Origin of the sequence: Bacillus sp. TH22, assembly GCF_016651015.1 — a bacterium.
GTDB lineage: Bacteria > Bacillota > Bacilli > Bacillales > Bacillaceae_G > Bacillus_A > Bacillus_A mycoides.
In genome coordinates this window covers 3,003,851-3,024,611 of the sequence record NZ_JAEKER010000001.1, presented here as the reverse complement: position 1 = coordinate 3,024,611, position 20,761 = coordinate 3,003,851, and the positions used below count along the sequence as shown (strand labels likewise).

17 protein-coding genes and 2 tRNA genes are annotated in these 20,761 nt (G+C 35.9%); all 19 read left to right on the top strand.

Features of this window, described 5'->3' with window-relative positions:
• The first annotated feature begins 310 nt into the window (after positions 1-310).
• The 19 genes from glmU to ftsH all read left to right on the top strand — a co-directional run bounded on the left by glmU (position 311) and on the right by ftsH (position 20,653).
• Entirely contained in the window at positions 311-1,690 is a 1,380-nt protein-coding gene (gene glmU / locus JFU18_RS15350; protein WP_002091584.1) for a bifunctional UDP-N-acetylglucosamine diphosphorylase/glucosamine-1-phosphate N-acetyltransferase GlmU, read from the top strand.
• 18 nt (positions 1,691-1,708) lie between these two features.
• Positions 1,709-2,662, top strand: coding sequence for a ribose-phosphate diphosphokinase (locus tag JFU18_RS15345; protein ID WP_002091580.1), 954 nt, complete (start codon positions 1,709-1,711; stop codon positions 2,660-2,662).
• A gap of 72 nt (positions 2,663-2,734) precedes the next feature.
• On the top strand, positions 2,735-3,295 hold the full coding sequence (pth, locus tag JFU18_RS15340) for an aminoacyl-tRNA hydrolase (protein WP_087943057.1): 561 nt from the start codon (positions 2,735-2,737) through the stop codon (positions 3,293-3,295).
• A 70-nt stretch (positions 3,296-3,365) separates the two neighbouring features.
• Positions 3,366-3,590 carry an anti-sigma-F factor Fin family protein gene (locus JFU18_RS15335; protein WP_085308557.1) on the top strand — a complete coding sequence of 75 codons (225 nt, stop codon included), beginning with the start codon at positions 3,366-3,368 and terminating at the stop codon, positions 3,588-3,590.
• A 105-nt stretch (positions 3,591-3,695) separates the two neighbouring features.
• Complete coding sequence (mfd, locus tag JFU18_RS15330; protein WP_085308559.1) at positions 3,696-7,226, top strand: transcription-repair coupling factor; 3,531 nt, start codon at positions 3,696-3,698, stop codon at positions 7,224-7,226.
• A 135-nt stretch (positions 7,227-7,361) separates the two neighbouring features.
• The gene (spoVT, locus tag JFU18_RS15325; protein WP_002009670.1) at positions 7,362-7,898 is read left to right on the top strand and encodes a stage V sporulation protein T; all 537 of its coding nucleotides are present in this window, start codon (positions 7,362-7,364) and stop codon (positions 7,896-7,898) included.
• Positions 7,899-8,129: 231 nt separating this feature from the next.
• Complete coding sequence (locus tag JFU18_RS15320) at positions 8,130-9,731, top strand: putative polysaccharide biosynthesis protein (protein WP_085308565.1); 1,602 nt, start codon at positions 8,130-8,132, stop codon at positions 9,729-9,731.
• Between the two features lie 12 nt (positions 9,732-9,743).
• Entirely contained in the window at positions 9,744-11,204 is a 1,461-nt protein-coding gene (gene yabN, locus JFU18_RS15315) for a bifunctional methyltransferase/pyrophosphohydrolase YabN (RefSeq protein ID WP_201034581.1), read from the top strand.
• A 14-nt stretch (positions 11,205-11,218) separates the two neighbouring features.
• A complete protein-coding gene (locus tag JFU18_RS15310) occupies positions 11,219-11,494 on the top strand; it encodes an RNA-binding S4 domain-containing protein (RefSeq protein WP_002009677.1) in 276 nt (91 codons plus the stop codon).
• Between the two features lie 58 nt (positions 11,495-11,552).
• Positions 11,553-11,861: a sporulation protein YabP gene (gene yabP, locus JFU18_RS15305; RefSeq protein WP_001059101.1), complete on the top strand. Its 309-nt coding sequence runs from the start codon at positions 11,553-11,555 to the stop codon at positions 11,859-11,861.
• Positions 11,858-12,511, top strand: coding sequence for a spore cortex biosynthesis protein YabQ (gene yabQ, locus JFU18_RS15300; RefSeq protein ID WP_002091573.1), 654 nt, complete (start codon positions 11,858-11,860; stop codon positions 12,509-12,511). Before yabP ends, yabQ begins: the two co-directional genes overlap by 4 nt.
• Positions 12,508-12,867: a cell division protein DivIC gene (gene divIC, locus JFU18_RS15295; protein ID WP_002124547.1), complete on the top strand. Its 360-nt coding sequence runs from the start codon at positions 12,508-12,510 to the stop codon at positions 12,865-12,867. Before yabQ ends, divIC begins: the two co-directional genes overlap by 4 nt.
• 87 nt (positions 12,868-12,954) lie before the next feature.
• Positions 12,955-13,443, top strand: a complete 489-nt coding sequence (locus JFU18_RS15290; protein ID WP_002063394.1) for a S1 domain-containing RNA-binding protein — start codon at positions 12,955-12,957, stop codon at positions 13,441-13,443.
• A 158-nt stretch (positions 13,444-13,601) separates the two neighbouring features.
• Positions 13,602-13,675: transfer RNA gene (locus tag JFU18_RS15285), tRNA-Met, on the top strand.
• A gap of 13 nt (positions 13,676-13,688) precedes the next feature.
• Positions 13,689-13,760, top strand: a tRNA-Glu gene (locus JFU18_RS15280).
• A 261-nt stretch (positions 13,761-14,021) separates the two neighbouring features.
• Positions 14,022-16,493: a stage II sporulation protein E gene (spoIIE, locus tag JFU18_RS15275; protein WP_016093699.1), complete on the top strand. Its 2,472-nt coding sequence runs from the start codon at positions 14,022-14,024 to the stop codon at positions 16,491-16,493.
• Positions 16,494-16,696: 203 nt separating this feature from the next.
• Positions 16,697-18,127, top strand: a complete 1,431-nt coding sequence (gene tilS, locus JFU18_RS15270; protein ID WP_085308571.1) for a tRNA lysidine(34) synthetase TilS — start codon at positions 16,697-16,699, stop codon at positions 18,125-18,127.
• Positions 18,124-18,666, top strand: coding sequence for a hypoxanthine phosphoribosyltransferase (hpt, locus tag JFU18_RS15265; protein ID WP_002124550.1), 543 nt, complete (start codon positions 18,124-18,126; stop codon positions 18,664-18,666). Before tilS ends, hpt begins: the two co-directional genes overlap by 4 nt.
• Positions 18,667-18,751: 85 nt before the next feature.
• A complete protein-coding gene (ftsH, locus tag JFU18_RS15260) occupies positions 18,752-20,653 on the top strand; it encodes an ATP-dependent zinc metalloprotease FtsH (protein ID WP_002091565.1) in 1,902 nt (633 codons plus the stop codon).
• Positions 20,654-20,761 lie beyond the last annotated feature (108 nt).

The following is a 20,761-nucleotide window of genomic DNA, read 5'->3' as shown; positions in this document are numbered from 1 at the left end:
GCTTTTGAAAGAAAGTCTTATAATTTTGTAGCAAACTCCTGTAAGCATTTACAGGAGTTTGTTTTTTTTTTTGAATAATAAACGTTTCTAATTATAAAAATTCATATTTTGAAAAAATAAAGATGAAAAACTTCTAATTTTTTCAAGATCATTTAAAATAGTATAGCTTATTCCTTAAAAAAGATACTAAAGAGTAAAACATCTTATAAGAATTATGGTAAAATTTAATAGTTATAATGTGTTTCTTGAAATATATGATGATTTAGGATAATATCGTTAATGGATAAATAGGTTGCGATGGAGGGTCTATATGTCAAACAGATTTGCAGTGATTCTAGCTGCAGGTAAAGGCACACGTATGAAGTCCAAGCTATACAAAGTGCTGCATCCTGTATGTGGAAAACCAATGGTACAACATGTAGTCAATGAAGTATCTCAATTAGGATTGCAGAAACTTGTAACAGTCGTTGGACATGGTGCTGAAAAGGTACAAGAACAGCTAGGAAACGTAAGTGAGTTTGCATTACAAGCAGAACAACTTGGTACAGCTCATGCTGTCGATCAAGCTGCAAGTGTACTTGCAAATGAAGAGGGAACAACTTTAGTTATTTGTGGTGATACACCTCTAATAACTGCTGAAACGATGGAAGCATTGCTTCAGCAACACGAAGAAGCGGGAGCAATGGCGACGGTACTAACAGCGTACATAGAAGAGCCTGCTGGATATGGCCGTATCGTTCGTAATGAGAATGGTCATGTTGAAAAGATTGTTGAGCATAAGGATGCAAATGAAAAAGAATTAGCTATTAAAGAAATCAATACAGGTACGTATTGTTTTGATAATAAAGCTTTATTTGCTTCACTTTCTAAAGTTTCAAATGATAATGTACAGGGCGAATATTACCTTCCGGACGTTATTGAAATTTTAAAAAATGAAGGTCATATTGTATCAGCTTATCAAACAGAGCACTTCGATGAAACGTTAGGTGTTAACGACAGAGTCGCTCTATCGCAAGCGGAAATTATTATGAAAAATCGTATCAACCGAAAGAACATGGTAAATGGTGTTACAATTATTGATCCAAGTAACACATACATTTCTGCGGATGCAATTATTGGTAGTGATACAGTTCTTCACCCAGGAACGGTTATTGAGGGGAACACTGTAATTGGTTCTGATTGTGAAATTGGACCGCATACAGTAATTCGCGATAGTGAAATTGGAGACCGTACGGTAATTCGTCAATCTACTGTACATGACAGCAAACTTGGTACAGAAGTATCGGTTGGTCCATTTGCACATATTCGCCCAGATTCAGTTATTGGAGATGAAGTGCGCGTTGGAAACTTTGTAGAAATCAAAAAAACTGTTTTTGGTAATAGAAGTAAAGCTTCACACTTAAGTTATATCGGGGATGCACAAGTTGGAGAAGACGTGAATCTTGGTTGTGGTTCAATTACGGTGAACTACGACGGCAAGAATAAATTTAAAACTGTAATTGGTAACGGGGTATTTATTGGATGTAATTCAAACCTTGTTGCTCCTGTAACAGTTGAAGATGGTGCTTATGTGGCAGCAGGCTCTACAATAACAGAGAATGTTCCGTCAAAAGCATTATCAGTAGCACGTGCACGTCAAGTTAACAAAGAAGACTATGTTGATCAATTGCTGAATAAGAAAAAATCATAATGTGGAGGGTTAATCTAGATGTCGACTCAATATCTAAATTCTAATTTGAAAGTATTCTCTTTAAACTCTAATAAGGAACTTGCTGAGCAAATCGCAAAGCATATTGGAGTAGGACTAGGAAAATGTTCTGTTGATCGTTTTAGTGATGGAGAAGTTCAAATTAACATTGAAGAAAGTATCCGTGGTTGCGATGTATTCATTATTCAATCTACAAGCTTCCCAGTAAACGAACATATCATGGAATTACTTATTATGATTGATGCATTAAAACGTGCATCTGCAAAAACAATTAATATTGTTATTCCTTACTATGGTTATGCGCGTCAAGACCGTAAAGCGCGTTCTCGTGAACCAATTACATCGAAACTTGTAGCAAACTTGCTTGAAACAGCAGGTGCAACTCGTGTAATCACTCTAGATTTACATGCTCCGCAAATTCAAGGATTCTTTGATATCCCGATCGACCACTTAATGGGTGTACCGATTCTTTCAGACTACTTTGAAGCAAAAGGCCTTAAAGATATCGTAATCGTATCTCCTGATCACGGTGGTGTAACGCGTGCTAGAAAAATGGCGGATCGCCTAAAAGCGCCAATCGCTATTATTGATAAGCGTCGTCCTCGTCCGAATGTATCTGAGGTAATGAACATTATCGGTAACATCGAAGGCAAAACAGCAATTTTAATTGATGACATCATTGATACAGCTGGTACAATTACATTAGCGGCAAACGCTCTTGTTGAGAACGGTGCTTCTGAAGTATATGCTTGCTGTACACACCCAGTATTATCTGGTCCAGCAATTGAGCGTATTCAAAATTCGAATATTAAAGAGTTAGTTGTAACGAACTCTATCGTATTACCAGAAGAGAAGAAAATTGATAAAGTACATGAACTTTCAGTTGCTCCATTAATCGGAGAAGCAATCATTCGTGTATACGAAGAAGAATCTGTAAGTGTATTATTCAATTAATTGGATAGAATGAGACGTAACCAAGCTTGGTTACGTCTTTTCGTATCGAAAAAAGAAAGTAGTGGTACAAGAATGAAATTAATAGTAGGACTTGGGAACCCAGGTAGAGAATATGAATTAACAAGGCATAATATTGGATTTATGGCAATCGATGAACTTGCAAAACGTTGGAGTATTTCTTTGAATGAACAAAAGTTTAAAGGGGTATTTGGCGCAGGCTTTGTTAATGGGGAAAAAGTAATCTTACTAAAGCCACTTACATATATGAATTTATCTGGGGAAAGTATCCGTCCACTCATGGATTATTATAAAATTGATGTCGAGGACTTCATTGTTATGTACGATGATTTAGATATTCCTGTAGGTAAATTACGCCTTCGCATGAAAGGTAGTGCGGGTGGACATAATGGTGTGAAATCAACAATTTCACATTTAGGAACACAAGAATTTCAACGTATCCGCATGGGAATCGATCGTCCGAAAAATGGGATAAAAGTAGTGGATTACGTATTAGGACGTTTTACATCTGAAGAAATATCTGGCGTTAATCAATCCATTGAAAATGCAGCAGATGCATGTGAGGAATGGTTAAATAAACCTTTTCTCCAAATCATGAATACTTTTAATAGTTAAGCGCACAATCTGGAATATTTTATTTTGTTTTATCCCATACTAGTAGCAATTGGATATTTAGGAGGCTAGTATGGAAGGTTATTATTACTGTAGACATTGTGGAAGTAATGTGGGCTCCATTATCGCAGAAAAAGTATATAGCGACGTTTTGTTTCAACTAACAGAGCAAGAAGTAGTGGATATGATTCATTTTCATGAGAATGGAAATATATATATAAAAACGATTTGTGAATCGTGTCAAGAAACGCTCACATCTTATCCTGAGTATTATGAATATGAAAAATTTCTGCAATAAAATGTTGTCGCTTTGGCATGTCCAAAGCATTTTTCTGTTTTCTTTTTCCAAAATATTTGCATAAAATATAGTAACTTGCTCTTTATGTTGAGAGGAGTTTTGAAAATGATAGGTTTATTAGAGCAATTTTATAAAAATGAAGAAATACAATCGGTTATTAATGGGCTAGAAGATGGGTTGAAAGAGCAACTTGTATCGGGTATGGCCACATCCTCTCGTTCATTATTAATGGCAGCTTTATATAAAAAGACAAAGCAATCACAACTTATCGTGACGCACAATTTATACCAAGCACAAAAAGTACATGAAGATTTAGTGGCGTTACTTGGTGAAAAAGATGTTTGGCTATATCCGGTAAATGAATTGATAGCATCGGAAGTTGGTGTTGCAAGTCCAGAATTGAAGGCGCAGCGTATTGAAGTGTTAAATCGCTTAGCTGCGGGAGAGAATGGGATTATTGTAGCGCCAGTTGCAGGGCTGCGTAGGTTTTTACCAATAAAAGAATTATGGAAGCAAAGGCAAATTGAAATCAATCTAGGGCAAGAGATTGATTTAGATGCACTCTTGCATACCTTACATCATATTGGTTATGAGCGTAAGTCGATGGTAGAAGCTCCAGGAGAGTTTAGTTTGCGCGGGGGAATATTAGATATTTACCCATTAACTGAAGAATTACCATTTCGTATTGAATTCTTTGATACACAGGTTGATTCTATTCGATTATTTGATGTGGAAGAACAGCGCTCTCAAGATAAAAGGGAAAGTGTTCGGTTTGGTCCGGCAACAGAGTTTTTATTTTCACAGGAAGAATTGAAATCGGGAATTAAGCATCTTGAAGAAGGTTTGACTAAGACGATGCAAAAGCTTTCCGATGATAAATTAAAGACTACTGTGCTTGAGACGGTTAGTCATGAAATTGAAATGTTGAAAAACGGGCAAAGTATAGAACAAATGTTTAAATATTTATCTATTTTCTATAAAGAACCTGCTAGTCTGATAGATTATTTACCAGAGAACGGTGTTGTAATTTTAGATGAGATTTCCCGTATTCAAGAAACCGCATCACATCTTGAAACAGAAGAAGCGGAATGGTATATCTCACTTCTTGGCGAAGGAACAATTATTCAGGATTTATCTTTCTCCCACTCGTTTGAGGAGTTTCTTCATAATAAAAAAAGAAGTTTTGTATATTTAACGTTATTCTTACGCCATATAGCACACACACATCCTCAAAACATTGTGAATGTGACATGTAAAACGATGCAAGATTTCCACGGACAGATGCATTTGTTAAAAACTGAAATTGATAGATGGAATGAAGGTAATTTTACGACCGTTGTGCTTGGAACAGATGATGAACGTGTAAAAAAACTACAACATATTTTAAGTGATTATGATATTGATGCAGACATTGTAGAGGCCACAGATATCTTATTGCCTGGAAGGTTACAAATTGCTGTAGGTGATTTACATGCAGGTTTTGAAATGCCGATGCAAAAGTTTGTTGTCATTACTGAAAAGGAGCTTTTTCATAAGAAGGTTAAAAAATCACAACGTAAGCAAAAGTTATCTAACGCTGAACGTATTAAAAGTTATTCGGAATTAAAAGTTGGAGACCATGTAGTTCATGTAAATCATGGTATAGGTAAATTTTTAGGTATTGAGACATTAGAGATTAATGGTGTTCATAAAGATTATTTAAATATTAAATATCAAGGTAATGATAAGTTATACGTTCCAATTGAACAAATTGATCAAGTGCAAAAATACGTAGGGTCTGAAGGTAAGGAACCAAAAGTTTATAAATTAGGCGGAAATGATTGGAAGAAGGTCAAAACGAAAGTTGAAAAATCTGTACAAGACATTGCAGATGACCTAATTAAATTATATGCCGAGCGTGAAGCTTCGAAAGGTTATGCATATACACCAGATACGGCAGAGCAACAAGAGTTTGAATCTTTATTCCCATATCAAGAGACAGAGGATCAATTACGTTCTATTGAAGAGATTAAGAAAGATATGGAACGCGGACGTCCGATGGATAGGCTTCTTTGTGGTGACGTAGGATATGGAAAGACCGAAGTAGCTATTCGTGCGGCATTTAAAGCAATTATGGATGAAAAACAAGTTGCGATTTTAGTACCAACAACAATCCTTGCACAACAACACTATGAAACAATTCGAGAGCGTTTTCAAGATTACCCGATTAATATAGGATTACTAAGTAGATTTCGCACACGAAAACAACAAAATGAAACGATTAAAGGTTTAAAAGATGGAACGGTGGATATTGTAATCGGAACGCATCGTATTTTATCTAAAGATGTTACTTATAAAGATTTAGGACTTCTTATTATTGATGAAGAACAAAGATTCGGCGTTACACATAAAGAAAAAATTAAACAATTGAAAGCAAATGTTGACGTGTTAACATTAACGGCAACTCCGATTCCACGTACACTTCATATGTCTATGCTTGGTGTGCGCGATTTATCTGTTATTGAGACACCACCAGAGAATCGTTTCCCAGTACAAACATATGTAGTAGAGTATAATCCAGCGTTAATGCGAGAAGCGATAGAGCGAGAGTTAGCAAGAGGCGGTCAAATTTACTTCCTATATAACCGTGTGGAGGATATTGAAAGAAAAGCAGATGAAATTTCGATGTTAGTTCCAGATGCTCGTGTAACATACGCACATGGGAAAATGAATGAAGGTGAATTAGAGTCTGTTATGCTATCGTTTTTAGAAGGGCAGCATGATGTTCTTGTAAGTACAACAATTATTGAGACGGGTGTAGATATTCCGAATGTAAATACATTAATTGTATTTGATGCAGATCGTATGGGATTATCGCAGTTGTATCAGCTTCGTGGTCGTGTTGGGCGTTCTAATCGCGTCGCGTATGCATACTTTGCATACAAACGTGATAAAGTGTTATCGGAAGTTGCAGAGAGGCGTCTGCAAGCAATTAAAGAGTTTACAGAGCTTGGATCTGGTTTCAAAATTGCGATGAGAGACTTATCAATTCGTGGTGCGGGTAATTTGTTAGGGGCAGAACAACATGGATTTATTGATTCTGTCGGATTTGATCTATATTCTCAAATGTTAAAAGATGCAATTGAGCAACGTAGAGGAACAGACGGAGTTGAAAATACCGTTAATGTTGAAATTGATTTAGAAGTAGATGCATATTTACCGGATGCGTACATTTCAGATAGTAAACAAAAAATTATGATGTATAAACAATTTAGAGGTATTTCTGCAATTGAAGATATTGAAGAGTTGCAGGAAGAGATGATCGACAGATTTGGTGATTATCCACAAGAAGTTGGTTATTTATTACAAATTGCAAACATTAAAGTGTTGGCAATGAAAGAACAAATTGAGTTAATTAAGCAAAATAAATTTGAAGTAACATTCCTGTTTTCTGAACAAGCGAGCCAAAATATAGATGGTGGAAAATTATTCATGCTAGGAAGTAGTTTTGGCCGTATGATCGGTCTTGGTATGGAGGGGTCACAATTGAAAATTGTGATGAAAACGAATGGATTAGAGACGTCGAAATGGTTAACAATTGCTGAAAATTTATTAAAAGGCTTGCCAAATGTAAAAAAAGAAGTAATAAATGCCTAATATAAGATAAAAAATACAATTCGACGTGCATAGAAGAACTAATGTGTAAAATACTATGTTTAATAGTTGGTGATTTTTACATGAACAGGTAAATTCACCACTTTGATCATCAGTAGAAAGTGAGGCAGCATTAGAATGAAAGCAACTGGAATCGTACGTCGAATTGATGATTTAGGCAGGGTAGTAATTCCGAAGGAAATTCGTAGAACTTTACGTATTCGTGAGGGAGATCCACTAGAAATATTTGTTGATCGCGATGGAGAAGTGATTTTGAAAAAATATTCTCCAATTAGTGAACTAGGTAATTTTGCAAAGGAATATACGGAAGCTTTATACGATAGCTTAGGACATAATGTGCTTGTATGCGATCGTGATTCTATTATCGCAGTAGCGGGCGCATCTAAAAAAGAATACTTAAATAAAAGTGTTGGCGATTTAATTGAGAAGACAATGGAAGAGCGTAAGTCTGTAATTATGACAGATGAAAGCGAAATTTCAATTATTGATGGAGTAACAGAAAAAGTGAGCTCTTATACAATTGGCTCGATTATTGCAAATGGAGATCCAATCGGAGCTGTCGTTATCTTCTCTAAAGAGGCTATTATAAGTGAAGTAGAGCATAAATCAGTAAATACAGCTGCAAGCTTTTTAGCGAAACAAATGGAGCAGTAGCGAAGTGTAATTTCTATAAGTAGCAATCTTTCCTAATTATGATATTTCTATTTGAGAAATTAACTATTTGGAGATATAAGTATATTGAACGAAGGTAGCGCTTTGCTACCTTTTTTCATTGAATATTTTTGCTGTTGAAAGAAGTCAGTGAATGTAAGGAATATGAAGGAGAGCCAGTTTTTCTTTGTGATATAATACGAGGGGTGAGAATAGAAAAAGGAGTTTTCTTGTATGGAAGCGAAGAAGTACCAAGCCTTTTGGCGTGGGGCTATTATATTAACAATCGCAAGTTTTGTTACGAAGGTATTAAGCGCTTTTTACCGTATTCCATATCAAAATATAGCGGGTGATGTTGGTTTTTATATTTACCAACAAATTTATCCGTTTTATGGATTTTGTTTGATTTTAGCTACTTATGGGTTTCCTATTATTATTTCAAAAATGGTCGCAGAAAGATTAGAACGAGGAAAACAAAAAGAAGCAGAAGAAATTATTTGTGTATCTTTTTGGTTTTTATTAGGAATTGGCTTTATAGGATTTTTCACATTATTCTTTGGGGCCAAAACAATTGCATCGGCTATGGGCGATATACATTTAGATAAATTATTACGCGTTATTTCGTTTTCATTCCTACTAATGCCATTTTTATCTGTAGCGAGAGGATATTTTCAAGGATTCAATAATATGATGCCGACGGCTGTTTCGCAAGTAATTGAACAAACGATTCGTGTTTCTATTATTGTATTTTTATCACTATTCCTTATTGCTCAGGGATTTGATTTATATACAGTTGGTGCGGGTGCTATGCTAGGTTCAATTGCAGGCGGGCTTATTGGGATTATCGTACTTTTACTTTATATGCGTCATGATTTCCATGCTATTTTCTTCAAAAGATGGAAGGGAATTAGAAATAAAAAAGGGATTGTTCGAATCCTTTTTTGGCAGGGATTAGCGATTTGTGTTAGTAATTTAGTCCTTATTTTTATACAAATGGCGGATTCTATTTCCTTGTATACTTTGCTTATTCGTGCGGGAGAGAAAGTTGAAAATGCAAAGGTACTAAAAGGTGTTTATGATAGAAGTATCCCGCTTATGCAATTAGGTACTGTTGTGACAACTTCTTTCTCATTGTCACTTATTCCTATTATTACAGCGGCGAAAGAAAGAGGAGATCTTTCATTTATTCAAGAAAAGGTAAAGTTAGCAATGAAAATAACATTTGTTATTGGATTTGCAGCTGCTATTGGATTAACTTGTATTATTCAACCTACAAATATTATGTTGTTTGAAAATAGTGATGGATCAGATGTGTTATCGATTTTATCTTTATCTATTTTATTTAGTTCATTGTCAATTACAACTGCTTCCATTTTGCAAGGAGTGGGACAAACATTAAAACCAGCAATATTCGTTGTATTTGGAGGTTGTTTGAAGTTAGTTTTAAACTATATATTAATGCCGTATTTTGGTGTAAAGGGAGCTGCAATTGCAACTTTAGTTGCGCTTATTGTAATTGCCTTGCTAAATAGTGTGTTACTTATGCGAGCTGTATCGGAGCCGCTTATTGATAGGCGGAATATGTTAGGTGTAGCTATTAGTGGTATCGGTATGGGGTTTGTATTAATAATCTTTATGCGTATGTTGCGAATGTCCGGATTAGTAATTGATACAGGACATAGAGGAATTGCGACGCTTGAAGCGCTGTTAGGTGTAGCTATCGGTGGATTAGCATATATGTTTTTAATTTTAAAATTACGTGTATTTACAAAAGAAGAATTAGGAACCGTTATGAAACAAGAGAAAAAAGAAGGTTCATTGAAGAAGAGTGGATAGAGGTGACTGGTTGTGAGTGGAATCATTACTATTTTAGGATTAGGTGCTGGTGAGTTAGATCAGTTAACGATGGGTGTATATCGAAAGATAAAAGAAGCAGACCATATGTTTGTTAGAACGAAGGAACACCCAGTTATAGAAGAATTGGAGAAAGAAGCTATAAAATATACGGCCTTTGATAATGTATATGAGGCACATGATACATTTGAAATCGTATATGAAACAATTGCGAATACATTGCTAGAACAAGCTAAAGGCGCAGAAATTATTTATGCTGTTCCAGGTCATCCGCTTGTAGCAGAAAGAACAGTTCAGCTACTTTTGGAAAAAGGAGAAGCAGCAAATATTGAAGTGCGAATTGAAGGTGGACAAAGTTTCCTTGATCCGATGTTTGCAAGTCTAAAAATTGATCCGATTGAAGGGTTCCAATTAATTGATGCTACATCATTTGAAAGAGGGCAATTAGAATTACGTCAACATTTAATCTTTTGCCAAGTGTATGATGCATTCGTTGCTTCAGATGTGAAGCTAACGTTAATGGAGATTTTTCCAGATGATTACGAAGTGTATATCGTAACAGCTGCAGGGACTTCATTCGAGCAAGTGAAAAAGGTATCGTTATACATGTTAGATCACGAAACAGAATTAAATAATTTAACGAGTGTGTATGTACCGCCAGTTAAGGAACGTGCGTCCTTATATCAGCAGTTTGATGTACTTAGAGCAATTATTGCTGATCTTCGTGGACCGAATGGTTGCCCATGGGATAAAAAGCAAACTCATCAATCTTTAAAGAAATACTTAATTGAAGAAGCGTATGAAGTGCTAGAAGCAATTGATGAAGAGGATGATGATCATTTAGTAGAAGAACTAGGTGATATATTATTACAAGTTATGCTTCATGCCCAAATTGGAGAGGATGAAGGTTGGTTCTCTATAGATGACATTATTCGGACTTTAGCTGAGAAAATGGTTCGTCGTCATCCGCATGTGTTTGGGGATACGGATGTAAATAATGCTGATGAAGTGATTGCAAATTGGGAAGAAATTAAAAAAAAAGAAAAGGGATTCGTGAAAGAATCTGTTTTAGCGGGTATTCCAAAAAGCTTGCCACAACTAATGCGTGCTTATGAAATTCAGAAGAAAGCTGGAAAGGTTGGATTTGATTGGGTTGATGTGCAGCCGATGATAGAGAAGGCCTTAGAAGAATGGCAAGAATTCCAACAAGAAGTTGTAAACATGGATGAGAAAAAGATGCTAGGTGAATTTGGTGATTTACTATTTGCATTTGTTAATATAGCTCGTCATTATAAATTAGATCCAGAAGAAGCGTTACGTTCAACTAATGAGAAATTTATGGCTCGCTTTTTATACATGGAAGCAAAAGTAGCTGAAATGAATAAGGAAATGCAAGATTTATCATTAGAACAGTTAGATATTTTATGGGAAGAGGCAAAACAAACAGAGCGTTAATAGGGGGATTTGATATGCGTCTAGATAAATTTTTGAAAGTATCACGTTTAATTAAAAGAAGAACATTAGCAAAAGAAGTGTCTGACCAAGGAAGAATTTCGATTAATGGCCAAGTGGCAAAAGCGAGTTCAGATGTGAAGGTAGAGGATGAATTAACAATTCGTTTCGGGCAAAAAATAGTAACTGTGAAAGTAAATGAATTGAAAGAAACAACTAAAAAAGAAGATGCAGCAAACATGTATAGTCTCGTTCGTGAGGAAAAAGTGAAAGCGGAAGAAGGCTTGTTCTAAAATAGGTTAGCCCTTCATACATTACTATTAGCTAGTATAAAGCTATGGGGGGATTTTCGTGAATAATGGTTACTCACCTATGTCTTCTAATCAACAAAATGTTTCTGTAGAGCATGATATTATCATGCGTGGCAGGCGTGTAATCGATATTACTGGTGTAAAGCAAGTAGAGAGTTTTGATAGCGAAGAGTTTTTACTCGAGACTGTAATGGGTTTTTTAACAATTCGTGGTCAAAATTTGCAAATGAAGAATTTAGATGTAGAAAAGGGTGTTGTATCAATTAAAGGGAAAGTTCATGAAATGCTGTATATTGATGAGAACCAAGGGGAGAAAACTAAAGGCTTCTTTAGTAAGCTGTTTAAATGAGCCTAACAATTCAGTTGTATACAATGCTTTCGATGATTGGAATGGGTGCTTGGATTGGTGCTTCTTTAGATACATACCAACGGTTTTTAAAACGCCAAGAGCGTAAACGTTGGCTTGTATTTATACATGATATACTATTTTGGATTGTCCAAGCATTATTCGTTTTTTATGTATTACTGCGTGTAAATGAAGCCGAACTACGTATATATGTATTTTTGGCGTTACTATGTGGTTTTGCAGCATATCAAAGCTTATTGAAAGCACTATACATGAAGATGTTAAATTTTCTCATCTATATTTTTGTACAAACAACACAATTTTTTGTTCGAATTATACAGCTACTCATGATAAAACCTGTTATTATTATAGCACAGCTATTTATTGCATTTATATTATTCTTATTTCGTATACTGCTTTCAATTGGACATGTGTTATGGAAAATGGTGATTTGGATATTACTTTTCATATGGAAAGTTTTTTTCTCGCCTGTTCGGTTTATTGCTTCGCTCATATGGAAACTTCTCCCTAATCGTGTTAAACTTTTTATAATGAAGCATGTAGGGTTCCTGCAATATGTAGCAAAATTGAAGGGACATATCTTCCAATTATGGGTGCGTATAAAAAAGAAGTTAGGGGGACCTCGGAAATGAGGGAACTGAGACAAAGAACAATCGAAAAACAGAGTCCAAATCCTGTTAAAGAACATATAATACAAACGGATGAGAACAGGAAGCGACTTTATCGCCGTTTAGCGGTTTTTCTTGTCTTTGCTTTTACAATTATTGCTAGTATTAGTGTGACGTTTTATCAACAAAACAGTTCCATTAAAGCAAAAGAAGCAAAAGTTAAGGACATGAAAAAAGAACTGGATTCATTAACGAAAAAAGAAAAGAATCTAAAAGATGAAGTTCAAAAGTTGAATGATGAAGAGTACGTTTTAAAGATTGCTAGAAGGGATTATTTCTTCTCCGGAAAAGGGGAGATAATTTTTCCTGTTTCTAAGTAGAGTATGTCTTATTGACACTACATTTTAGGATTATATATAATAAAGTAAAATTTGACTTTTTAACCACTAAGGAGGAGCATTTTTTTTATGTCAATCGAGGTAGGCAGCAAGTTACAGGGTAAAGTAACAGGTATTACAAATTTTGGGGCTTTTGTGGAGCTGCCAGAAGGCTTAACAGGTCTTGTTCATATTAGTGAAGTTGCTGATAATTATGTGAAAGATATTAACGATCACTTAAAAGTAGGCGACCAAGTAGAAGTAAAAGTTATCAATGTTGAAAAAGATGGCAAAATTGGCCTATCTATTAAGAAAGCGAAAGAACGTGAAAAAACAGAAGGAGATCGTCCACGTGGTGAATACCAACGTGGTGGTGATCAACAACGTTCTGGACGTCCACAACGTAATAATAATCGTTCTTCCAACAGAGATAACCGCGGTGGCGGTAACGAACGAGCTCCAAAAGAAACATTTGAGCAAAAGATGGCACGCTTTTTAAAAGATAGTGAAGATCGTTTAACTTCTTTAAAGCGTAACACAGAATCTAAACGTGGTGGCCGTGGCGCACGTCGCGGATAATAAGTCCGTTTAATTCTTAACATATAGAGAGGTACCCAGAGTAATTACTCGGGTACTTTTTTATGTGAGAGAATATATTTTAAAAAAGTTTTTGAGATGTGTTGACTTTAAAGCGTATCTGATGTAAGATACTAATTGTCCGTTAAATATGACGACATGGCGGTGTAGCTCAGCTGGCTAGAGCGTACGGTTCATACCCGTGAGGTCGGGGGTTCGATCCCCTCCGCCGCTATATTTAATTTAACGGCCCGTTGGTCAAGTGGTTAAGACACCGCCCTTTCACGGCGGTAACACGGGTTCGAATCCCGTACGGGTCATCTAAAAAGATCATGCAAATTTGCATGATCTTTTTTTGTTAAATATAAATTAAGACGTGCAATACTTCTACAAAATCACCCTATATTTTCTGAAGATTCTTTTAACTTGCTTTAAATAAATTAAATACTATGTATATATGTAGATTTATTTCGAATAAAAAGTCGAACGATTATAAAAGTCAAAACTGTTGTTTTGACAAAAAAACCAATAATCATCTTTTATAATAACAGTAATTAAACTATGCAGGTGGTGTTAAAAATATGCCTAAAGCAGGAAGGAATACTATGAATACAAGTGCATTGGCGATGAATGAAAGTCAGCTTGGAACAATAAAGTGGACGAGTAAGTTGCGAATGAAGTTTGAACAAGTTTTCTTTAGATGGGGATTCATTATTGCTGTTATTGGTTTTCTTTTGGGACGAGCATATATATTAACAAACATTTTACCGTTTGCATTGCCGTTTTTTGCTGCTGTTTATGTTATGAAGCGAGATAAAATGCCGCTCGCGTTCTTAGCTCTAATGGGGGGAGCACTTTCAGTTTCAATAGATAATTTATTTTTTACTTTTGCATCTATTTTTACCTTCTTTATTTATAATATCTTCTTTAGTCGGTTTACACGTAAAACTGTTGGACTTGTACCATTCCAAGTATTTATCTCCGCATTAACCGCACATTTAGTTGTTGTATATTTTGCACAGCAAACCGTCACCATGTATGATCTGCTCGTCAGTACGATCGAAGCGGGGCTTAGCTTCGTATTAACGATGATATTTTTACAAAGTGTTCCGCTTTTAGTGGAAAGGAAAGGGAAGCAACAAGCGTTAGAAACAGAAGAAATTGTTTGTTTAATTATATTACTAGCATCTGTTTTAACGGGCACAACGGATTGGTTTGTTTATGATGCTTCTATTCAACATATTTTCACTAGATATTTAGTATTAGTATTTGCCTTTATTGCAGGGGCAGCTACAGGGTCCACGGTAGGAGTTGTCACTGGGTTAATATTAAGTTTAGCGAATGTGGCGAGCTTGTCTCAACTTAGTCTCCTTGCCTTTTCAGGATTGCTTGGGGGATTGTTAAAAGAAGGGAAGCGTATAGGAGTTAGTTTAGGTTTATTAATTGGTACAAGCTTAATTACATTATATGTAGACAAGCAAACAAGTATTGTAACAACTTTAATTGAATCTGGTGTAGCAATTGTTTTATTCTTATTAACACCGAAGCTTGTTATGGATCGTATTGCTAAATTTATGCCAGGTACACAGGAGCATTCACAGGATCAACAACAATATTTAAGAAGAGTGCGCGATGTTACAGCAAACAAAATCAATCAATTTGCTAATGTATTTGCTGCTTTGTCTAATAGCTTTTCTGTATACGGGTATGTGGAGGAGGAAGATAAAGAAACAGAAGCTGATTTATTTTTAAGTACAATTACTGCAAAAACATGTCAAACATGCTTTAAGAAGGATCAATGTTGGGTAGTTAATTTTGATAAAACATACGATTATATGAAACAAATAATGAGTGAAACAGAAGAAGGAACGCTGCAGCATAATCGGAAGTTAGTTCGTGAATGGGACAAGCATTGTGTGAGAGGGAAGAAAGTAACGGATTTAGTAGCGGGTGAATTAGATCACTTCTATGAGGGGCAGAAATTAAGAAAACAAATGAAGGAAAATCGTAGAATTGTAGCGGAGCAATTACTAGGTGTATCAAAAGTGATGGAGGATTTCGCTAAGGAGATACAACGAGAAAGAGAGAACCATCAAGCGCAGGAGGAGCAAATTTTACAAGCGTTTCGTGATTTTGGTGTCGAAGTGGAGCATGTTGATATTTATTGTTTAGATAGAGGAAGTATTGATATTGAAATGTTGATTCCGGCTGCATCTAATGAACATGGGGAATGTGAGAAGTTGGTTGCTCCAATGCTTTCAGATATTTTAAAAGAGAATATCGTCGTTAAGCATGAAGAGAAATCCTCATATCCAAATGGGCACAGTTTAATATCATTTGGTTCAGCGAAGACGTATTCTCTTGATACAGGATTGGCCACAGCTGCAAAAGGTGGTGGGTTTGTTTCAGGTGATTCCTACGCGATGATGGATTTGAGCGTTGGTAAATATGCACTTGCGATTAGTGATGGTATGGGAAATGGACAAAGGGCTCATATGGAGAGTAGGGAAACGGTAAAATTATTACAAAAGATACTTCAATCAGGTATTGATGAAGAAATAGCGATTAAGTCCATCAATTCGATTCTTTCTTTAAGGACGACAGAGGAGATGTATACAACGCTTGACTTGGCTATGGTAGATTTACGGGATGCGAGTGCGAAGTTTTTAAAGATTGGATCGACGCCGAGTTTTGTTAAACGCGGAAATAATATTTTGAAAATTGAGGCAAGTAATTTGCCGATGGGAATCATTGAAGATGTTGAAGTTGATGTGGTTGGTGAGCAATTAAAAACGGGTGATCTTCTTATCATGATGAGTGACGGCATCTTTGAGGGAGCGCAACATGTGGAGAATCACGAATTATGGATAAAACGTAAAATTAAAGAACTACAAACAGAGGACCCACAGGAAATCGCTGATATTATTATGGAAGAAGTAATTCGCTCTGGTGATGGTTATATAAATGATGATATGACTATTGTGGTGGCGAAAGTAAAGAAAAATATGCCGAAGTGGGCTACGATTCCAATAGTAGGAATGCAGGCGCAATAAAATAATCAAAAAACCTAGGTAGATGCCTAGGTTTTTTTGATTAAAAAGGTAATGTGATTACTTTGTTAAATATACAGGAGGGATGTAAGATAAAAATATGGATTTTGTACATCTTTTTTTTGCACAATGTTTGTAAAAGTTGTACCATTATATACAAGGTAACTAATGTTGTTGTTCTTGTTTAATGAAAGGTGATTGCGAAGTTGAAAGATGCATTTGTTGAAAAAGTAGATGACTTTGTAAAGCAGCATGATGTATTAAAGAAACATTCAACAATTGTTGTAGGGGTTTCTGGTGGTCCTGACTCTTTGGCTCTTTTATATTATTTGTTAGAAAAAAGGGCAGAAAAACAGCTAGAAATTGTAGTAGCACATGTGGACCATATGTTTAGAGGCAATGAATCTTATGAGGATTTACAGTTTGTACAGGGTCTTTGCAAAGAGCTAGGAGTTATTTGTGAAACGCTAAGGATTAATGTGTCGCAATATCAACAGCAATATGGAATGAATGCACAAGTTGCAGCTAGAGAATGCAGATATGCATTTTTGGAAAGAATAATGAAGAAATATGCTGCGAGATATGTAGCTCTTGGTCACCATGGAGATGATCAAGTAGAGACGATTTTAATGCGCCTTGTACGAGGGAGTACTCCGAAAGGATACGCAGGAATTGCAGTGAAGCGATCTTTTCATAATGGATATTTAATTAGGCCGTTACTTGGGGTAACTAAGGAAGAAATTGTTGATTACTGTAATAAATTAAAAGTTATTCCGCGTATAGATCCGAGTAATAAAAAAGAAGTATATACAAGGAATCGATTACGTAAATATGTCCTTCCTTATTTGAAAGAAGAAAATCCACAAATGCATGAGAAATTTCAAAAATTTAGCGTGCAGATGCAAGAGGATGAGGCTTATTTGCAGGAATTAGCTTTTGAGAAAATGAATAAAGTAATTACAAAAAAAAGCGATAAACAAATTAGCTTATCAATTCCTGCCTTTGAATCCATGTCTATGCCTTTACAAAGAAGAGGGATTCAACTAATATTAAACTATCTTTATGAATATAAGATTCCATCTTCGCTTTCTTCTATACATATTGACAAGGTGATTGAATTTTTTAAGCGGGCACAACCTTCAGGTTCACTAGATTTTCCAGGTGGTTTGAAAATTGTTCGCACATACGAAGAATGTGGTTTTGGATTTAAACAAGAAATTGTTTCTCCTTTTTCGCAAGATTTATCAGTACCTGGGACAATTATATTGCCGAATGGGGATAAACTTGTAACAGAGGTGAGCGAAGATATACCGAGTAACATGAATGAAACAGTATTTGTTGCTAAGTATAATGATATATCGTATCCACTTCGTATTCGGTCTAGGGAAAATGGAGATCGCATGTCAATGCAAGGTATGGATGGTACAAAAAAGATAAAAGCTGTTTTTATCGAAGCGAAAGTACCAAAAGAAAAAAGAGAAGAATGGCCGATCGTCTGTGACGCAAGTGGAAATATTATTTGGGTACCCTTGTTGAAACGATCTGCGTTTGCTACTTCGAAAGAGCTAGCAAAGAAGGGTAAATACATGATTATTCACTACAAAAGCAAGGAGTCTTCCGGGAGGATAATGAAATGATGAATCAAGATATCGAAAAAGTATTAATTTCTGAAGAACAAATACAAGAAAAGGTGCACGAACTAGGTGCAGTTATTGCAGAGGATTACAAAAATACAGTACCTCTTGCGATTGGTGTACTAAAGGGTGCAATGCCATTTATGGCAGATTTATTAAAGAGAACAGATACATATCTTGAAATGGATTTTATGGCTGTATCTAGCTACGGTCACTCTACAGTTTCGACAGGCGAAGTAAAAATCTTAAAAGATCTTGATACTTCGGTAGAAGGTCGCGATATTTTAATCGTTGAAGATATTATTGATAGCGGTCTTACACTAAGCTATTTAGTGGACCTGTTTAAATATCGTAAAGCGAAATCTGTAAAAATTGTTACTTTATTAGATAAGCCAACAGGCCGTAAGGTTGATCTGAAAGCAGATTATGTTGGATTTACTGTTCCTCATGAATTTGTTGTAGGATATGGATTAGATTATAAAGAGCAGTACCGTAATCTTCCTTATGTAGGAGTATTAAAACCAAGTGTTTACTCAAATTAATTAAATATAGGCGTTACAATTGTATAGGAAATTTTTTTTATGTTACGATTTACTATAGTGTTTATGCCGTGAGAGGAGGTTAGGAATGAATCGTATCTTCCGTAATACCATCTTTTATTTACTGATATTCTTAGTAGTAATTGGAATCGTGAGCTATTTTAATGGTTCGACGCAAAAAACGACATCAGTTAGCTACGATAAATTCATTACTCAACTTGAAAAAGGTGAAGTGCGTAATGTGCAGCTTCAACCGAAAAATGGTGTGTTTGAGGTAAAGGGACAATTCAAGACTTCTAGCCAAGGAGAACAATTTGTTACTTATGCACCAAATACTGAGGAATTACAAAAGAAAATTAATGATAAAGCGCAAGGGGCTGAAGTTAAGTATCAACCAGCAGAAGAAACAAGTGCTTGGGTAACGTTCTTTACTTCTATCATTCCGTTTGTCATTATCTTCATTTTATTCTTCTTCTTATTAAACCAAGCTCAGGGCGGCGGTAGCCGTGTTATGAACTTCGGGAAAAGTAAGGCGAAGCTATACAATGATGAAAAGAAAAAAATTCGTTTCAGAGATGTTGCTGGAGCGGATGAAGAGAAACAAGAACTTGTTGAGGTAGTTGAATTCTTGAAAGACCCTCGTAAGTTCGCTGAAGTTGGTGCCCGTATTCCAAAGGGTGTTCTATTAGTGGGACCTCCAGGTACAGGTAAAACTTTACTAGCACGTGCTGTTGCAGGTGAAGCGGGCGTTCCGTTCTTCTCTATTAGTGGTTCTGACTTCGTAGAGATGTTCGTCGGTGTCGGTGCATCCCGTGTACGTGATTTATTTGAAAATGCAAAGAAAAATGCTCCTTGTATCATTTTCATTGATGAAATTGATGCAGTAGGACGTCAACGTGGCGCGGGTCTTGGCGGTGGTCATGATGAGCGTGAACAAACGTTGAACCAATTGCTTGTTGAAATGGATGGATTCGGTGCAAACGAAGGTATTATTATCATCGCTGCGACAAACCGTCCTGATATTCTTGATCCAGCGTTATTACGTCCAGGTCGTTTTGACCGTCAAATTACAGTAGATCGTCCAGATGTAAATGGTCGTGAAGCTGTACTTAAGGTACACGCTCGTAATAAACCGCTTGATGAGAATGTCAACTTAAGAGCAATTGCAACTCGTACACCAGGATTCTCTGGTGCCGATCTTGAAAACTTATTAAACGAAGCTGCTTTAGTAGCTGCGCGTCAAGATAAGAAGAAAATTGATATGAGTGACATCGATGAAGCGACGGATCGTGTTATTGCAGGTCCAGCTAAGAAAAGTCGTGTTATCTCTGAAAAAGAACGTAATATCGTTGCATTCCATGAGGCTGGCCATACTGTAATTGGTGTTGTCCTTGATGAAGCAGATATCGTTCATAAAGTAACAATTGTCCCTCGTGGTCAAGCTGGTGGATATGCGGTAATGCTTCCGAAGGAAGATCGTTACTTCATGACAAAACCAGAGTTACTTGATAAAATCACTGGTTTACTTGGTGGTCGAGTAGCTGAGGAGATTGTATTTGGTGAAGCAAGTACAGGTGCTCACAACGACTTCCAACGTGCGACTGGTATTGCAAGACGTATGGTTACAGAATTCGGGATGAGTGATAAACTTGGACCGATGCAATTTGGTAGCTCACAAGGTGGTCAGGTATTCTTAGGAAGAGACTTCCATTCAGAACAAAACTACAGTGATGCAATCGCGCATGAAATTGATGTGGAAATGCAAATAATTATTAAAGACTGTTATGCTCGTGCGAAACAAATTCTTACTGAAAAACGAGATAAGCTTGATATTATCGCGAAAACGTTACTTGAAGTAGAAACATTAGATGCAGAGCAAATTAATCATTTATATGATTATGGCAGATTACCTGAGCGTCCAACATCTTCAGATGATGTGAAAGTAAACATCAATATGAAGAAAGACGATGAAGATACAGAAGATAAGTAAGAAAAAAAGGAGTGACAATAGTCGCTCCTTTTTTTTGTGGAATGAATTTAAGTGGCAAAAAAAATTGAATGAAACTATTATTAAAAATTGAAATAGAGAGTAATCTTT

What these genes read in the sequence shown, in the direction of transcription:
- glmU (WP_002091584.1), top strand. Translation starts at nt 311, where the DNA reads ATGTCAAACAGATTTGCAGTGATTCTAGCTGCAGGTAAAGGCACACGT.
- JFU18_RS15290 (WP_002063394.1), top strand. Translation starts at nt 12,955, where the DNA reads ATGTCAATCGAGGTAGGCAGCAAGTTACAGGGTAAAGTAACAGGTATT.
- ftsH (WP_002091565.1), top strand. Translation starts at nt 18,752, where the DNA reads ATGAATCGTATCTTCCGTAATACCATCTTTTATTTACTGATATTCTTA.
- JFU18_RS15335 (WP_085308557.1), top strand. Translation starts at nt 3,366, where the DNA reads ATGGAAGGTTATTATTACTGTAGACATTGTGGAAGTAATGTGGGCTCC.
- JFU18_RS15345 (WP_002091580.1), top strand. Translation starts at nt 1,709, where the DNA reads ATGTCGACTCAATATCTAAATTCTAATTTGAAAGTATTCTCTTTAAAC.
- hpt (WP_002124550.1), top strand. Translation starts at nt 18,124, where the DNA reads ATGATGAATCAAGATATCGAAAAAGTATTAATTTCTGAAGAACAAATA.
- spoVT (WP_002009670.1), top strand. Translation starts at nt 7,362, where the DNA reads ATGAAAGCAACTGGAATCGTACGTCGAATTGATGATTTAGGCAGGGTA.
- spoIIE (WP_016093699.1), top strand. Translation starts at nt 14,022, where the DNA reads ATGCCTAAAGCAGGAAGGAATACTATGAATACAAGTGCATTGGCGATG.
- mfd (WP_085308559.1), top strand. Translation starts at nt 3,696, where the DNA reads ATGATAGGTTTATTAGAGCAATTTTATAAAAATGAAGAAATACAATCG.
- divIC (WP_002124547.1), top strand. Translation starts at nt 12,508, where the DNA reads ATGAGGGAACTGAGACAAAGAACAATCGAAAAACAGAGTCCAAATCCT.
- JFU18_RS15310 (WP_002009677.1), top strand. Translation starts at nt 11,219, where the DNA reads ATGCGTCTAGATAAATTTTTGAAAGTATCACGTTTAATTAAAAGAAGA.
- yabQ (WP_002091573.1), top strand. Translation starts at nt 11,858, where the DNA reads ATGAGCCTAACAATTCAGTTGTATACAATGCTTTCGATGATTGGAATG.
- pth (WP_087943057.1), top strand. Translation starts at nt 2,735, where the DNA reads ATGAAATTAATAGTAGGACTTGGGAACCCAGGTAGAGAATATGAATTA.
- JFU18_RS15320 (WP_085308565.1), top strand. Translation starts at nt 8,130, where the DNA reads ATGGAAGCGAAGAAGTACCAAGCCTTTTGGCGTGGGGCTATTATATTA.